Consider the following 17,403-nt stretch of genomic DNA (forward strand, 5'->3'; position numbering starts at 1 on the left):
TAATTATTCAAAGGAGATGATTTTTTTGAATAATATCGAAAACATACTTAAAACAGCAAAGAATGGCAGTGAAAAATATTTTGATACTCAGGTTGAAATTTTAAAAAAATTTTCAGCAATAGACTGCGGAACATGGAATTTAGAAGGAAATAAAAAAGTAACGGATATAATATGCGAAATTTTGAAGGAAATGGGAGCAGACATAAAATTATACTATGATGAAAAGGTTGGAAATCACATAGTTGCATCAATAAAACCTGAAAATCCTAATGGTATGATTGTTTTAAATGCTCATACAGACACTGTTTTCGGTGAAGGTTTCACAGAAAAACATCCTTTCAGAATTGAAGGTAATTATGCCTATGGTCTTGGCATAGGTGACTGTAAAGCCGGTATTGTTGTGTCTATTTATGCTGTAAAAATAATGCAACAGGCGGGACTTTTACCTAACAAAGAGATAAAATTTATATTTAACTGTGACGAGGAAATTGGAACAGAATCTGGAAGTAAAATTTATGAAAAGGAAGCTAAAGGAGCAGACTTTGCCTTTGTTTTTGAAGGTGGCAGAGACCGTGACGGAGTAATGCAGATTGTAACATCAAGACGAGGAGTAATACTTGGTGAAATAAATATTGAAGGTAAAGAGGCTCACGCTGGAGCGGCTTATCTTGATGGAAAAAGTGCTGTTTTAGAGCTTGCCCATAAAATAATTGATATATATAGTTTTAATGATTATGAAAATAAAATATATTACAATGTAAGCCCTATTGAAGGTGGACGCCCTAATGGAATTGTTGCTGGAAGTGCCAGAGCAGAATTTTGTTGTGCCGGACTTCCTACAAATGCTTCTTTCAAAACAGCAGAAGAAAATATAAAATCTCTTGAAAATAATATTGTTGTTGAAGGCTGTAAAGTAGATATAAAATATAGAACTCTTTTCCCTGCTATGGAAAAGGGAGAACAAAATCATAAAGCCTATTTACAGGCAGAAAAAGCAGCAAAACTTATGGGATTACCTATTGAGGAAGTTTCAGAAGCTACTGCAACAGATGCAGCTTATTTGAGTTCTCTTGGAATACCAACAGCTGATGCTCTTTCTGCTCTCTGGTATGATATACATACAACTAATGAACGCATATATTTGCCATCACTTAAAGAGAGAACAGAATTTTTCGCAGTTCTTCTTGGTTGCATGGATATTGAATAAAATTTATAAAAAAAGCTGTACTTATAAAGTACAGCTTTTTTTATTTTATTATTTTATCAATTAGCCTTCCATGTAGAAGGAGAAAATACAAGAAGCATAGGGAATATTTCAAGTCGACCAGCAAGCATATCAAACATAAGAACATATTTTGAAAAATGAGAGAACATTGAAAAATTTCCCATAGGTCCAACTAATTCAAGTCCAGGACCTATATTGTTTATTGTAGCCGCAACAGCTGTAAAGTTTGTTATAAGGTCAAACTCATCAAGACTTATAAATATAACAGAGAATGTAAATATAAGTATATAAGCTATAAGAAATATGTTTGCAGAACGTACAACTTCATGTTCAATAGGTTTTCCGTCCATTTTAAGTTTTTTAATACTTCTTGGATGAATAAGATATGAAAGCTCTTTTTTTACTGTTTTCATGTATATTATAAAACGTGAAACTTTCATACCACCACCAGTACTACCTGCACAAGCACCTACAAACATTATTACAACAAGTATTGTTTTTGAAAATCCCGGCCAAAGATTAAAGTCAACTGTTGAATAACCTGTTGTGGTCATAATAGATGAAACTTGAAAGGCCGCATGGTGAAGATTATAAAAAACATTTCCTGAAATTGATGTAAGATTTAATGTTATAAGTATTACTGCTACAAGGTATATTATTATATACCATTTTACTTCTTCAAGACCAAAAGCGTCTCTAAAATGCTTTATAAGTATAAGGAAATAAAAACTGAAGTTTACTCCAAAAAGAAACATAAATATTGTTATTACATTTTGTTGGTAAGGTGTGTAAGAAGCAACACTGTCTGCAAGTATTCCAAAACCACCAGTACCAGCAGAGCCTAATGAAAGACATATTGCATGGAAAATAGGCATTTTTCCTGCTATTAAAAGAAGTATTTCTATTATTGTCATTGCAAAATATATTATATATAAATATAATGCAGTTTTTTGTATTTTAGGAACAAGTTTACCAACAGAAGGCCCAGGACTTTCAGCACGCATAATATGCATACTTTGTCCACCACCTGCCAAAGGTAATATTGCAAGCATAAATACAAGTACACCCATACCACCTATCCAGTGAGTAAAACTTCTCCAAAAAAGCATGCAGTAAGATAATTTTTCCACATCTGGAAGTATACTTGCCCCTGTTGTTGTAAAACCGGATATGGTCTCAAAAAGAGCATCTGTAAAACTTGGTATTTCTCTACTTAAAACGAAAGGAAGAGCACCAAGTATACTAAGTACAATCCAACTAAGAGCAACTGTTGCAAAACCTTCACGAGCATAGAATGAGTTGTTTTTAGGTTTTTTGCAAGATATAAAGTATCCCAATGTAAAACCTATTCCTCCACATAAAAGGAAATATATTCCGTTTTTTTCGTTGTATATAAAAGCTGTTATGGTAGGCATAAGCATGAGAACAGACTCTACCATCATAACTTTACCTAACATATATAAAATAATAGTGTAATTCATACTGTCATCAATCCTCTAAAATATCTTTAATATCGTTAAGTCCAAGTTCTGTTGTAACAATTATAACTGTATCACCTTTTAAAATCATATCTTTTCCGGAAGGTGTAATGATTTTACCTTGACGATTTATACAGCAAACAATTATACCGGAACGTATGTTAAGATTTGAGAAAGGGACGTTTGTAACTTTTGAATCTTTTTTTACAGAAAATTCAAGAGCTTCAACTTTATTATCCATAAGTCTATAAAGAGCTTCAACATTACTTCCAAATGAGTTTTTAAGTGAACGAACATACTGTATTATATGTTCAGCAGTAATAAATTTTGGACATATTATACTTCCAACAGGTATATCTGATATTACTTCACCAAAGTCTATCTTATTTATTTTTGTTATAAGTTTAGCGTCAGATATTTTATTAGCATAAAGTGAAAGAAGTATGTTTTCCTCGTCCATATTTGTTAAAGAAACAAAAGCGTCTGTTCTTTTTATGCCTTCTTCAAGAAGTAAAGTTTTATCTGCTGCATCACCATATATTATCATTGCTTCTGGAAGCATTTCGCTTAATATATCACATTTCTTTCTGTCAGACTCAATTATTTTTACTTTTATTTTTGATTGTATAAGAGAACTTGCAAGATAATATGCAATTGTACTTCCTCCTGCAATCATTACATTTTTTATTGGACGCATTTTAATGCCTATTTTTTGGAAAAAAGAAGACATATATTCAGGAGGTATTATTATTGATATTATATCACCGCTTGATAATACAAAATTTCCATCAGGTATGATTATTTCTGAATTTCTTTTTACAATACATACAAGAGTATTTTTACCTATTGTATTTGAGTATTCAGAAAGAACCATATTATTAAGAATTGATTTTTCAGGTATTTTGAATTTTATAAGATTAACTTTTCCTCTAGCAAATTTGTCAATCTCCATGGCTGACGGTATACGTATAAGGTCTGATATTTCAGCAGCCGCAGTCTTTTCAGGATTTATTGCCATAGCAAGACCAAGTTCCTCTTTTATAAAACCTATCTCCCTATAATATTCAGGGTCACGAACACGGGCTATTGTATGACAGTTACCAGCTTTTTTTGCTATAAGACAACTTAAAAGGTTTATTTCATCTTGGTTTGTAACAGCTATTAAAAGGTCAGCGTCTTCAACTCCTGCATCACGTTGAACAACATAACTTGTGCCATTGCCACATACAGCTTGAACATCAAGTTGTGATAGAACAGACTGTATACGTTCTTCTTTTGTATCTATAAGAGTTATTTCATGTCCTTCCTCAGTAAGCTGTTCGGTTAATGCATATCCTACTTTACCACAGCCAACAACTACTATTTTCATAAAAATTTTTCTCCTTCAAAACCTATAAAAATTAAAATGTATGTTGTATATAGTTAAATGATAAAATAAGTTTTAAAAAAATACAATATTTTATTTTACATAACTTTATAATAATAAAAAAGAGGATACAATATTGTATCCTCTTTTCTATTATTTAAAAATCTCATCACCAATATAATTTTCACCGATTATATAATCATATTGAATCATATTCAAAACCTTGTAGAGGGTTTCCACATCCTCAGAAACAGTCTCCATAGGAACACCTTCCGAGTCTAAAGTCATATTAAGATGAGCTCCTGTACTATTTTCTCTTATGAGATTAAGAAAATCGAAGTAAACAGGTGTATCAAGACCATAAGCTTCAAAAACAGAAGGAAGTATCATATATGGAGCCATAACATTCAAATCTTCATGAACATCAGAAAAATTACTGATAGCCATAATAGGTGTTGTATGTATTGTATATTGCTTTTCAGTTTCTGTCATATCATTGTTTATTGTGTTTGTAGCATAATATATTTCTCTGTTTTCTGTGCCAAGGTTTACTCTATGGTCACCAAAGAATATAAGGAGTACAGGTCTTTCTTGGTTCATAAAGTAATCAGCAAGTTTTCCAAGTTCTTCATCTGAAATATGAACACCTGTTGAGAAGTCCGCCAGCTGTCCTTCAGCGTCAGGAGAAAGAGGGTTTTCACTTGTGAATTTTACAAGTTCATCTTCAGAAAAATTATTTTTATCATAACCTGTGTGGTTCTGCATTGTAACAATGAAATTAAACCAAGGTGCATCACTTTCAGCAATATGTTTTTCATAATTATCTATAATATATCGTGTTACCTCTCTATCAGAAACTCTGCCACGAGTCATTTCTGGGTTTTCCATATCTTCAAGAGATATAAAATCATCAAATCCCATTTTAGCGTATGCTTTTTCTCTGTTCCAGTTTTTACCCTCATCAGAGTGTATTGCAAGAGTTTCATATCCTCTGCCTTCAAGATAATCTACAATAGAGAAGAAATCATTTCTTATGTATTGCTGATATGGTATACAGCCGTCAGGAAGATAATCATTTGAAAAACCTGTTAATGCTTCAAACTCTACATTTGAAGTTCCACCGCCGAATTTTGGAGAAAGATTTTGACCATATAATCCTTGAGACTGTAAATTTTTAAGATTTGGAAGAAGTTCTTCTTCATATGTAATTCCGTTAAGTGTTTGAGGGTCCCAAAAACTTTCACTCATTATAAATATAATATCAGGGTTAAAATTTTCAGAGTTTTCACTTTTTTGTGCTTCTATATTTTTAATTTGTTCTGCAATAGCATTCATATTTGTAATATTGTAGTTTGATGGTGCATCTATTGAGAGATAGCGGAAATTGTATATAAATGAGTTTAAAAGACCATTGTTTTTATAATAGTCTATTCTAAACCATGTGTCAGGCCACTCATTAGCTCCAGCATAAGCTTTTTCATAGTATGATGAAACACAATATACAGATGATACTATTACAAGGCTTATAGCAGCAAGTTTCTTTCTTCCCTGACCAAAATTTATAGGGGCTTTTTTAAATGCTAAAAAAATCATTAATACTGTAATAGCAAGAGCAACTATATTTATTAAAGGGAATGTAAGTTTTAATGATGAAACAACTTCTGCTGCTTCACCAGCTGAAAAAATATCCCAAGGTAAGAGTGGCTCTGCTCTGTATTGTATTTTATAAAAATTTACAAGAGCAAATATATATCCGCCTCCACCTATTAATATAGATGGTATAAAGTATCTTCCTGTTGAGAGAAGTACAAAATATGAAAAAAGCATAAGAAGATAGCTTTTAAAGAAGTTATCAAAATGATTTGATATATAGTAAAAAGTATCATAAAAAGTTTTTTGTTCAATCATTGTCATTGCAGTGTTGAAAACAAGACATGAAATTACAGAGAAAAAAATAGCCGAAAATATGGAGCTTTTAAGTAGTTTTAATATTTTATCCTTCATAATCATTCTCCTAAATAATTCTACAAAAAAAGGGAAGCCCTAAAAAATTATGACTCCCCAAAAATCTGTCATTTTAACAATAAAATTTAATTTACTTATTTCATTGCAACTGCTTTTCTTTCCATACCATGAGCAATAGGTGTCCACTGAACTTTTTTGAAAAGTGCAACTATTGCAATAGGTATATATGTTGCTATAAAGAGTGGGAATGTGAAAGTATATAATATTTTCTTTATTGTAGATGTATTTATGTTTTTCCACTCTGTAACAGTTGTTATACCACCGACAACGAAAAGAAGTATGTAAAATCTAAAAAGTGAACCGCCAATAGCATTCATTGACTCATTTATAAGGAAATAGTTTCCGTAAGATGACATCATTTCTGTTATAAGAACAGTACTGTTTACAGCTATACTAAAAAGTGTGATGAACATAGCTGGTGAAATTGTCATAAACATATCGAAACATGAGAACTTATTTCCTTTGCTTGTGAATATACCTTTTACAAGTTTGCTGCCATATTTACCAAGTACCTGATAAAATCCTTTTGACCATCTAAGACGCTGGTTCCATGACTGAGCAAATGTTATAGGCTGTTCGTCATAAATTACAGCACCATCAGCATATCCAATTTTTTCACCATTTATAACGCTATCTATTGAGAACTCAATATCCTCTGTGAGGAGATGATGTTTCCAACCATTGTTTTTCTCTATTATTGACTCTCTTACAAGGAAACCTGTTCCTGAAACGGCACAGCTTGTATGAAGTAACATTCTTGCGTTGCTTAAATATTTTGACTCTCTAAGGAACCAAAGAGCATAACCTGCTGAAATCCAGTTGCTTCCATAGTTTCTTGAGTTTCTGTAACTTGTAACAATATTATATCCTTTATTAAATACTTTGTTCATTTCTTTTGTAAAATTAGCATCAAGAACATTGTCTGCATCAAATACAAAGAAACCGTCATATTTTTTGCTTTCACCTGTTTTCATAAGGTGTTTGAAAAATTCATCAAGGGCATATCCTTTGCCTATAAGCTGTTTGTTAAATCTCTCATAAACAAATGCACCATGTTCTCTTGAAATTTCTGCTGTGTTATCTGTACAGTTATCTGCGATTACATATATATCAATAAGTTCTGCTGGATAATTCTGTGCACGTATGCTGTCAATAAGTTCGCCGATTACATTTTTTTCATTTCTAGCAGATGTAACAAAAGCAAATCTGTTCTGTTTACCATCAGGAGTAACATCTTTTTTTGATTTTAATCTGTGTATCAGTACATAGAAAAGAAATACAAACTGATAAGAATAACAGATTGTAAAAATAAGAAAAATACAAAAATTAAATTGCAATAAAAATCTTATCATAGATTAATCCAGCCTCCATTTTCAAAATATTAATAATTGATTAAATTTCCGTTAAATAATATTTAAATTAAATGATTTCCAAAGTATTATAATAATTAAATTTAGTAATTTCAATAATTGTAATAAAATTTTAGAAAATTTATTGTTTTTCTTAAGAATAAGCATATTTTATTTAATATTTATATAAATTAATAAATTTTTATCAAAAAAATATATGATTTATCCAATATTATATTATTAAGGTTTTCATAATATTACAGTATAAAATTTTATTGAAAAATGGTTAAATTAAGGTTTATAAAGTCGAAAATAGCTGTTTTTGGTTTAAAAATTAATAAAAAATCAATGTGATTGAAATATCTATAACAAGTCGGTTTTTTAAAAAAAGATTGTGAAAAACTAACTAAAAATTGTGTTTTTTCATAGATATATATTGAGGTTTGAAATTATATATTAAAGTCTTTAAAAATTACATTATAAATATGAAGATTTTCATTGACAAAGATGGTTTTTTGAATGATAATAAAATCGTTATTATATTTTTACTTTTAATTATTTCAGGGGGATTAATAAAGTGTCTAAAAAAGAATCTGAATTTGACCGTTATGACAGAATGAGAAAGCTTCAAAAGGAGGCCGAGGCACAAAAGAAAAGGTTCGAAGGTGAAGGCAGGAAAAAGGGAAGACCTAAAATGACCAATGCATTTTCGGGTAAACATCGTTTAAAAAGCTATATGCTTGATGATGAAGACGAATATTATGAATATTTATAATAATAAAAAGGCGCAGTCATATGACTGTGCCTTTTTTTGTTGTGTCGAAAACTTTTTTTAAATAACATCACAATATGACAAAAAAAACAGGCATATTTTCGTATAATCAAGAATACGGAAAGGGGTTTGTTTATATGGAAAAAATAATATTAGACAGTAAATTTCAAAATATAAAAAAAACAGGAAAAAATGACATTATTAAAAAAAGTGCTATATGTGTTTTTGCTTTTTTATCAGGAGGGACGAATGTATTTAATATATTTTCGCCCTTTGGATGTTCTTTTTGTACAATATTTTTTGGTGAGGGTATTATATTTTATATAACTGTGGTTTTGTCTGTTTTAGGGCGTTTTGCTTTGGGAAACAGTCTTTTAAATTTAAAATATGTCTTGTGGGGATGTATAGCAATAGTTATTAATTTTATAGCAAAAAGAATGTCATTAAAAATAGATATATTTAAAAAAGCCTTTTTGATGGGTTTATCACTGTTTTTAGGTGGAACTGTTTTATCAATATTTTATGGTATTTCAAAATATATTATCATAACATCGGCATTGGAGGGAGTAGCAGTTTTTGCCCTTTCTTTTGTTATTATGAAGGGATTTTATACAATGAGAGACAGTCCCAACAGAAAGTTATTATCCATTGAGGAGACAGCCTCCCTTCTTATAATGTCAGCTATATGTATAATAACTGTTGGAAATATTGAGATATGGAATATAAATTTTAAAATGTCATTGTCTGTACTTGTTTGTATATTGTTTGCCTATCGGCTGGGACCTTCTGGAGGAGCTTTTGGAGGAGCTTTTGTGGGATTTATGCTTATGATATGTTTTGAAGGAAGTGCTGATTTGTTTTCTGTTTTGACAGTGTCATCAATGGTTAGTGGAAGTTTAAGAAAAAACGGAAAAATTACGTCTGCTTTTGGATTTATAGCTGTATCGACAGTAATGGTTTTCTATATAAACATGGAGCTTTTAACATTGTCTTGGTTTAAAAGTCTTATTACAGGGATAATTTTATTTATGATTATACCTGAAAAGACTTTTGAGTTTATAAAAAGCTATGATATGAATGAAAATGTTTATGATAGTAGATATTATATGACAATGAAAAATATAACAGAAAAAAATTTAAAAGAGTGTTCAGACTCTTTTTATGCCCTTTCAGATACATTTAAAAAACTTGGAAAAAATAAAAAATATAATGCTTCAAGTATAAAAACTGTAATTGACGAAGTTGGTGGAAAGGTTTGCAAAAACTGTGGATTGTTTTCTTACTGTTGGGAGAAGGATTTTTATAATACATATAAAATTTTTTATGATAGTGTGGGACTTTGTGAAAATAAAGGTCAAATTTTTGTTGATGATTTTCCAAATAATTTCAAAAAAAATTGTGCCAAAGTTATTACGATAGTTTCGGAAATAAATAAGGATTGTGAAGAATTTAGGTCAAAGATATTTTGGGAAAATAGAATAAAGGAGAGTAGAGACCTTGTTGGAGAACAGCTTTTTGCTGTTGGGAAAATACTTGAGAATATAGAACAAAGAATTGATGTGAGACAAATATTTAGGGAGGATATAGAAAGAGAGATAAAAGCCTATTTTGATAAAAAATCCGCTGAATTTTATTATATTACAGCTGTTGAAAGTGGAAAAGGTGAGATAACAGTAAAATTTAAACTTAAAGATTATGTTATTGAAAAATCTTTCATTGAGGAGACAGGAAAGATTATAAGTAAAGTTTCTGGAAGAAAAATGAGACGTGAAAAAACTGATGATAATAGAGTTTTTGTTTATAGAGAGGCTAAAAGATATAATGTTGCATCTTCATCAGCAGTATTTTGTAAAAAAGGTAACACTGTGAGTGGTGATAATTTCACATTTTTACCGTTAGCGGAAGGAGAGTTTGTCGTAGCCTTGTCTGACGGTATGGGTTCAGGAGAGGAAGCAAACAGAGAAAGTTTTTTTGCCATAGAGCTTTTAGAGAGATTTTTTAAGGCAGGTTTTGACAGTGATATATCAATAAAACTTATAAATTCAGCATTACTTTTAAATTCAACAAAGGATAGTTTTGCAACTCTTGATATATGTAAAATAGATACCTATAAAAAGAAAGCTGAGTTTGTAAAAACCGGTGCAGCCTCATCATATATAATGCGAAATGGAAAAGTTATGGCAGTGAGACAGGAAACATTGCCAATAGGTATATTTTCAGGTGCTGACATAGAAAAAAGTAGTTATGAGATACGTGACGGAGATATTATAATTATGATTACTGACGGTATAGAGGATATAATCGAAAAAAATACAGGTGAAGATGAGAAATGGTTTGAAGATATATTTTCTGTTTTTAGAAGTAGTAATCCTAAAGATATAGCGGATTATATAATGAAAGAGGCTATAAAAAAAGCTGGAGGACAAGCTAATGATGATATGACAGTTGTTGCATCGAGAATATGGGAGGGACTTTAATAAAATCTTTTACTTTGGTATACTTTATTAAGATTTGTACCGAAAGGAATGATTTTTTTGCGAAGAACCGCTTTAAATACAATAAAAAAATATAACATGATAGAAAAAGGAGATGTAATAATAACAGGAATTTCCGGTGGAGCTGACTCTTGTGCTTTGTTACACTTTTTATGCTCTATAAAAGAGCATTATAATTTATCAATATACGCTGTTCATATAAATCATGGCATAAGAGGTGAGGAGGCAGACGGTGACCAGCGTTTTGTGGAGGAGTTTTGTAAAAGTTTAAATGTGCCTTGTAAAAGTGTTTATTATGACATAAAGAAAAAAGCTGTTGAATGGGGATTAGGTGAGGAGGAAGCCGGAAGAAAAGCAAGATATGATGAGTTTTCAAAACTTGCAAAAGAGAAAAAAGGTAAAATTGCCGTTGCCCATAATATGAATGACCAAGCAGAAACTGTTATTATGAGAATGTGCCGAGGAAGTGGCATAAAAGGCATAGGTGGAATAGCACCTGTAAGAGAAAATATAATACGTCCTCTCATAGAGTGTCCGAGAAATAGTATTGAAAAGTATTGTATAAAAAATAATATAGATTACAGAACAGACTGTACCAATGAAATGGATATATATACAAGAAATAAAATAAGGCTTAATATACTTCCTCTTATGAGAGAAGTAAATGAAAATGCCATTGAAAATATAGCAAGAACTGCCTCAATAATATATGAGGAGGAGGAGTATTTAGAAAGTCTTACAGAATATAATTATGAAAAATGTCTTATATCAAAAAATAAGGGTAATGTTGTTATTGACATAAATAAAATAAAAGAATTTCATAATGTAATGATAAGACGAGTTTTAAGACGAGCTTTAAGAGATATAAAAAAAGACATAAAAGATATATCATACACACATATAGAGAGCATAAATGACATTTTAATGAAAGGAACAGGGAAAAAAGTAAATCTTCCTTTTGGTATTGTATGCGAAACTGAATATGAAAAATTAAAGATATATAATGAAAATCATACAAAAAGCGAAGGATATTCCTATATTTTGACTCCAGAACAGAAAATTTACATAAAAGAAATAGGTAAATATGCACTATTATCGTTAAATCAGCAAAAAAAGAATTTTGGTCTTTTTAACGTATGTACTAAAGTATATGACTATGATAAAATCAATACGGACATTTATCTGAGAACACGAAGGGCTGGGGATTATATAACCCTCAAAAATGGTAAAAAGAAAGTTAAAGATATTTTCATAGATTGTAAAATACCTTCAAAGGAAAGAGATGTTTTCCCTGTACTTTCAACAGATGAAAAAGCCATAAGTCTTGTAGGTCTCAGAGATTCAGTTGAATTTTATATAACTGAAAATACAAAAAAAAGGGTGTATTTTTACATTTGGGAGGAAAAAGAGTTATGAAGGAAAAAATAGAAACCCTGATTTCAACATCTGCAATTGAAAAAAGACTTGATGAGCTTGCAGAAGTTATAAACAGTGATTATAAAGGTGAAGAAATATATCTTGTATGTGTTTTAAAAGGTGGAGTATTTTTCATGGTTCAGCTTTCAAAGAGACTTACAAGTCCTGTTTCACTTAACTTTATGGATGTTTCAAGTTATGGTGATGGAACTGAAAGCAGTGGACATATAAAGATACTTATGGACCTTGATGAGTCTATTGAAGGTAAAAATGTTCTTATAGTTGAGGATATTATCGACTCTGGAAGAACTTTAAGTCATCTTGTAAATCTTCTTAACAGCAGAAACCCAAAGAGTCTCAAAATTTGTACACTTCTTGATAAGCCTGATAGAAGAGTTTCACAGGTTGATGTTGCATATACAGGATTTACAATTCCAGATGCTTTTGTTGTTGGATATGGTCTTGACTATGCTCAGAAATACAGAAACCTTGATTATATAGGTGTAATTTCTTTTGAAGAGGAATAAAAGTTTTATTTTATAAAACATAAGCGGTACAGATTTTTAAATCTGTACCGTTTTTAGGTGAAAAAAATTAATATTTTTAATGTATTTTTTTATGTACATATTTTGTAGTTATATAATTGATAAAATATATTAATTTTGTTAATAATAAAAATGTATTGTGTATAAGTATTTTTCTGATTTTTTACGTTTATGTTTATGGAGAATTCTAAGGGATAATGTATGCAAAACCTTAGTTGTCTAAGTTGCAATTACAATTTAAACGTGTTAAAATGAAAAGACATTCTTACAATCAGTCTAGGAGGGAAATAATTTTGAAGAAATTTGGTTCTACAATTGGTTTGTACGGACTGCTATTTGTAATTATTTTAGCAGCAATTTTCGCTACAAACAAAAGCTTCGGTCAGAAAGAACCTGTTGAGTTTACATACAGTGACCTTACACAGAGTATAGAAAACGGAAATGTAGTGGAGCTTCAAATTCAGAATAGTTCTGAAATAACAAACTACGGAACAGCCAGAGCAGAGCTTTCTGATGGAACAGAAGTTATAGTAAATATTCCAAGTGTTGATACATTTATGGACTATGTCCAGAGTGAAAATACAGATGGCTCCATAAATATAAAAACTCCAAGTATTCCTAAGACAAGTCTTCTTATGGCAATACTTCCAACGATTATAATGGTAATACTTATGATTATACTTTTTACATTCATGTTCCAGAAAATGAATGGTGGCGGAGGCGGAAAAATGATGTCCTTCGGAAAAAGTAAAGCAAAAGTTACCATTGATGACAAAAACAGAGTTACATTTGAAAATGTTGCAGGTCTTGATGAGGAGAAAGAAGAGCTTAAAGAGCTTGTTGAGTTCCTCAAAGAGCCTAAGAAATTTGTTCAGATGGGTGCAAGAATACCAAAAGGCGTTCTTCTTGTAGGACCTCCGGGAACAGGTAAAACTCTCCTTGCAAAGGCAGTAGCCGGTGAGGCATATGTACCATTTTTCAGTATTTCTGGTTCAGACTTCGTTGAAATGTTTGTCGGCGTCGGTGCATCAAGAGTTAGAGACCTTTTTGAACAGGCTAAAAAGAATTCACCTTGTATTGTGTTTATAGATGAGATTGACGCCGTTGGACGTCGTAGAGGTGCAGGTCTTGGCGGTGGACATGATGAGAGAGAACAGACACTTAACCAGCTTCTTGTTGAGATGGATGGTTTTGGTGTAAATGAAGGTGTAATTGTTCTTGCAGCAACAAACCGTGCTGATATACTTGACCCTGCTATTCTTAGACCAGGACGTTTCGACAGACAGGTTTATGTTGGTAGACCTGACGTTAAAGGTAGAGAGGCAATACTTAAAGTTCATGCTAAGGGTAAACCTCTTTCACCTGAAGTTGACCTTAGTGTAGTTGCTAAGACAACATCAGGATTTACAGGTGCAGACCTTGCAAATCTTTTAAATGAGGCAGCTCTTTTAGCTGCTAGAGCTAACAAAAAAGTAATAGAAATGGCTGATATACAGAGTGCCTTTGTAAAAGTTGGTATTGGTACAGAGAAAAAGAGCAGAGTTACTTCAGAAAAAGAAAAACTCATCACTGCATACCATGAAGGTGGTCATGCAATACTCTTTGAGGTTTTAAGCGAGTTAGACCCTGTACACAGCATATCAATTATACCAACAGGTATGGCAGGCGGTTATACTATGCCTTTACCTGGTGAAGATAAAATGTATATCACAAAGAAATATATGGAACAGGATATCATAAGTTTCCTTGGTGGTCGTGCTGCTGAATATATTATATTTAAAGATATAACAACAGGAGCTTCAAACGATATTGAAAGAGCCACAGCCCTTGCAAGAAGTATGGTAACAAAATATGGTATGAGCGATATTTTAGGACCTATACAGTTTGGAAATGACTCTGATGAAGTGTTTATAGGCAGAGAAATGGGACACTCAAGAAATTATGGTGAAGATGTAGCTGCAACAATAGATAAAGAAGTAAAGAGAATTATTGATACAGCTTACGAGGAAGCTATAAGACTTATTAAAGAAAATATTGATGTTCTTCATGCAACAGCTAAAATACTTGTTGAAAAAGAAAAAATCACAGGTGATGAATTTAGACAGCTTTTTAAAGAGGCAAAAGAAGCTAAAGAGGCTAGATTAAATGTTGTTGAAAATGAAGAAAAAGAAAAAATCAATATTTTTGATGATACAACAGAAGAAAATAATGATTTGAATACAGATGACAAAAAGGAAGGAGAATTTTAAATGGAATACAATGTAAATTGCGGAATAAGCATGGAAATTGAAAGAGTTGTAACAAGCACAGATACAGCTGTACATTTTGGAAGTGGAGAAGTTACAGTTCTTGCAACACCTGTTATGATTGGTTGGATGGAGGCTGCTGCTTTAAATGCAGTTAAAGCTGTTCTTCCAAAGGGATATGACACAGTAGGAACAAGTGTAAATGTTTCACATATGGCAGCAACACCAGTAGGAATGAAAGTAAGAGTTGTTGCTGAAGTTATAGAAGTAAATGGAAGAATGCTTACATTCAAAGTTAAAGCATATGATGAAATTGATAAAATAGGCGAAGGAACACATGGCAGAGCGATAATAGAGACAGCTAAGTTCCTTAACAAGGTAAACAACAAGGGCAAATAATAACTTTGGTTATTAGGGCGGAGTGTTCTCCGCCCTTTTTGGATTTTATTTATTAATTATTTTTAGGGGGAATTTAAAATGGCAGTTGATTTAAGAGGAAGAAGTTTTTTAACATTAAAAGACTTTACAGCAGAGGAAATTGAGTATCTTGTAGACCTTGCAAAAGATTTAAAAGATAAAAAGAAAAAAGGAATATTTGAAAAAAATCTTTTAAACAAAAATGTAGCTTTAATATTTGAAAAACCTTCAACACGTACACGTTGTTCTTTCACAGTTGGAGCTGTTGATGAAGGGGCACATCCTGAATATTTAGGAAAAGATGATATACAGCTTGGATATAAAGAGACTGTTGAAGACACAGCAAGAGTTTTAGGAAGAATGTTTGACGGTATAGAGTTTAGAGGTTTTTCACAGGAAACTGTTGAAAAATTAGCTGAATACAGCGGTGTTCCAGTATGGAACGGTCTTACAGATGAAGACCACCCTACACAGGTTCTTGCAGACTTCCTCACAATAAAAGAAAAATTTGGCAAACTTAAAGGTATTAATTTCGTTTATGTTGGAGACGGAAGAAATAATATGGCAAATGCTCTCATGATTGGCTGTTCAAAAATGGGACTTAATTTTGCAATAGGTTCACCAGAAAGCCTTTTCCCAGAAGAAAACCTTGTAAAACTTTGTGAAGGTTACGCAAAAGAAAGCGGAAGCACAATAAAAATAACATCTGATGTTAAAGAAGCTGTTAAAAATGCAGATATAATATATACAGATGTATGGATTTCTATGGGTGAAGAAGATAAAAAAGCTGAAAGAGTTGCTCTTTTAAAAGATTATCAGGTTAATGATGAACTTATGAACTCAACAGGCAATGAAAACACAATATTTATGCACTGTCTCCCAGCTGTAAGAGGATATGAAGTTACAAATGAGGTTATAGAGGGAGAAAAATCTGTTGTATTTGATGAAGCTGAAAACCGTATGCACACAATAAAAGCTGTTATGGTTGCAACTCTCAAAGACTGATATTAAAAAGCATTAAGCGGGCTTTATATTTTATAAAAGTCCGCTTTTTTTAAAAATTCTTTTATAACTCTTTTAGTTAGGAGGAATATTATGAACAATAAAATACTTGATATTTTAAAAAATACTGAAGGTTATATTTCAGGAGAAGAAATAGGAGAAAAACTTGGAGTATCAAGAACAGCTGTATGGAAAGCTATATCAAAACTTAAAAAAGAAGGATATAATATAGAAGCTGTAAATAACAGAGGTTATCATATTATTGATGATGTGGATATTATAAACGAAAAAGAAATACAGGACGCTATTCATACAGAAATTTTAGGCAAAAAAATAATATTTAAAGATACAGTTACATCAACAAATGATGTTATAAAATATATTGCCGAGAAAGGCGAAAAAGAAGGAACAGTTGCTGTCTCTGAAATACAGACAGCAGGCAGAGGAAGAATGGGGAGAAAATGGGAGTCTGAAAGGGGAGATGGACTTTGGTTTTCAATACTTTTAAGACCAGATATTGACCCAAGAAAAGCTCCTATGCTTACACTTTTAGCTGGTCTTTGTGTCTGTCGTGCTGCAAGGAGAGTTACAGGACTTGATGTTTCTATAAAGTGGCCTAATGATGTTATTATAAATGACAAAAAAATATGTGGCATACTTACAGAGATGAGTACAGAGATACAGAAAATAAATTATGTTGTTGTTGGAATAGGTATAAATGTAAATACAGAAAACTTCCCAGAAGAACTTTCAGATGTGGCAACATCCCTTAAGAAAGAAGCTGGTAAGGATTTTTCAAGAAAAGAACTTCTCAACGAGGTTTTAAAAGATTTTGAAATGTATTATAACAAGTATGTAAAATATGGAGATTTTTCAATATTTACAGAGGAATATGAAAAAATGTGTAATACAATAGGCAGAGATATAAACGTTATAGGTAGAGAAACATACCCTGCAAAAGCTGTTGGAATAAATGAAAGCGGAGAACTTATTGTTGAGAGAGAAAATGGAACTAGGGAGATTGTTTTTTCCGGTGAGGTTTCTGTTAGAAGGAGGTAATTATAAAA

13 protein-coding genes are annotated in these 17,403 nt (G+C 31.5%); 9 read left to right on the top strand and 4 right to left on the bottom strand.

Going from position 1 to position 17,403, the window contains the following annotated elements:
* Positions 1-25 precede the first annotated feature (25 nt).
* Positions 26-1,207, top strand: a complete 1,182-nt coding sequence (locus B5E58_RS04895; RefSeq protein ID WP_158097668.1) for a M20/M25/M40 family metallo-hydrolase — start codon at positions 26-28, stop codon at positions 1,205-1,207.
* Positions 1,208-1,263: 56 nt separating this feature from the next.
* On the opposite strand, the gene B5E58_RS04900 is transcribed toward B5E58_RS04895, so the two are convergent.
* The 4 genes from B5E58_RS04900 to B5E58_RS04915 all read right to left on the bottom strand — a co-directional run bounded on the left by B5E58_RS04900 (position 1,264) and on the right by B5E58_RS04915 (position 7,446).
* Positions 1,264-2,706 (bottom strand): TrkH family potassium uptake protein, encoded by a 1,443-nt coding sequence (locus B5E58_RS04900; protein ID WP_088108572.1) that lies wholly within the window; start codon positions 2,704-2,706, stop codon positions 1,264-1,266.
* A 7-nt stretch (positions 2,707-2,713) separates the two neighbouring features.
* Positions 2,714-4,072: a Trk system potassium transporter TrkA gene (gene trkA, locus B5E58_RS04905; RefSeq protein WP_088108573.1), complete on the bottom strand. Its 1,359-nt coding sequence runs from the start codon at positions 4,070-4,072 to the stop codon at positions 2,714-2,716.
* A gap of 150 nt (positions 4,073-4,222) precedes the next feature.
* Positions 4,223-6,073, bottom strand: a complete 1,851-nt coding sequence (locus B5E58_RS04910; protein ID WP_158097669.1) for an LTA synthase family protein — start codon at positions 6,071-6,073, stop codon at positions 4,223-4,225.
* 95 nt (positions 6,074-6,168) lie between these two features.
* A complete protein-coding gene (locus B5E58_RS04915) occupies positions 6,169-7,446 on the bottom strand; it encodes a glycosyltransferase family 2 protein (RefSeq protein ID WP_206608552.1) in 1,278 nt (425 codons plus the stop codon).
* 574 nt (positions 7,447-8,020) lie between these two features.
* On the opposite strand from B5E58_RS04915, the gene B5E58_RS04920 reads away from it, so the two are divergent.
* The 8 genes from B5E58_RS04920 (at position 8,021) to B5E58_RS04955 (ending at position 17,395) form a co-directional block, all read left to right on the top strand.
* Positions 8,021-8,218, top strand: a complete 198-nt coding sequence (locus tag B5E58_RS04920) for a hypothetical protein (RefSeq protein WP_088108575.1) — start codon at positions 8,021-8,023, stop codon at positions 8,216-8,218.
* 134 nt (positions 8,219-8,352) lie between these two features.
* Positions 8,353-10,692 (top strand): stage II sporulation protein E, encoded by a 2,340-nt coding sequence (gene spoIIE / locus B5E58_RS04925; protein ID WP_158097670.1) that lies wholly within the window; start codon positions 8,353-8,355, stop codon positions 10,690-10,692.
* Between the two features lie 96 nt (positions 10,693-10,788).
* Positions 10,789-12,126 carry a tRNA lysidine(34) synthetase TilS gene (gene tilS / locus B5E58_RS04930; protein WP_158097671.1) on the top strand — a complete coding sequence of 446 codons (1,338 nt, stop codon included), beginning with the start codon at positions 10,789-10,791 and terminating at the stop codon, positions 12,124-12,126.
* Positions 12,123-12,653 carry a hypoxanthine phosphoribosyltransferase gene (hpt, locus tag B5E58_RS04935; RefSeq protein WP_088108578.1) on the top strand — a complete coding sequence of 177 codons (531 nt, stop codon included), beginning with the start codon at positions 12,123-12,125 and terminating at the stop codon, positions 12,651-12,653. Before tilS ends, hpt begins: the two co-directional genes overlap by 4 nt.
* Positions 12,654-12,922: 269 nt before the next feature.
* Positions 12,923-14,920, top strand: a complete 1,998-nt coding sequence (gene ftsH, locus B5E58_RS04940; RefSeq protein ID WP_088108579.1) for an ATP-dependent zinc metalloprotease FtsH — start codon at positions 12,923-12,925, stop codon at positions 14,918-14,920.
* Positions 14,921-15,316, top strand: coding sequence for a thioesterase family protein (locus tag B5E58_RS04945; protein ID WP_088108580.1), 396 nt, complete (start codon positions 14,921-14,923; stop codon positions 15,314-15,316).
* 78 nt (positions 15,317-15,394) lie between these two features.
* On the top strand, positions 15,395-16,339 hold the full coding sequence (gene argF / locus B5E58_RS04950; RefSeq protein WP_088108581.1) for an ornithine carbamoyltransferase: 945 nt from the start codon (positions 15,395-15,397) through the stop codon (positions 16,337-16,339).
* Positions 16,340-16,429: 90 nt separating this feature from the next.
* Positions 16,430-17,395 carry a biotin--[acetyl-CoA-carboxylase] ligase gene (locus B5E58_RS04955; RefSeq protein WP_088108582.1) on the top strand — a complete coding sequence of 322 codons (966 nt, stop codon included), beginning with the start codon at positions 16,430-16,432 and terminating at the stop codon, positions 17,393-17,395.
* Positions 17,396-17,403 lie beyond the last annotated feature (8 nt).

The sequence above is a fragment of the Tyzzerella sp. An114 genome, from assembly GCF_002161055.1.
GTDB lineage: Bacteria > Bacillota > Clostridia > Lachnospirales > Anaerotignaceae > Fimicola > Fimicola cottocaccae.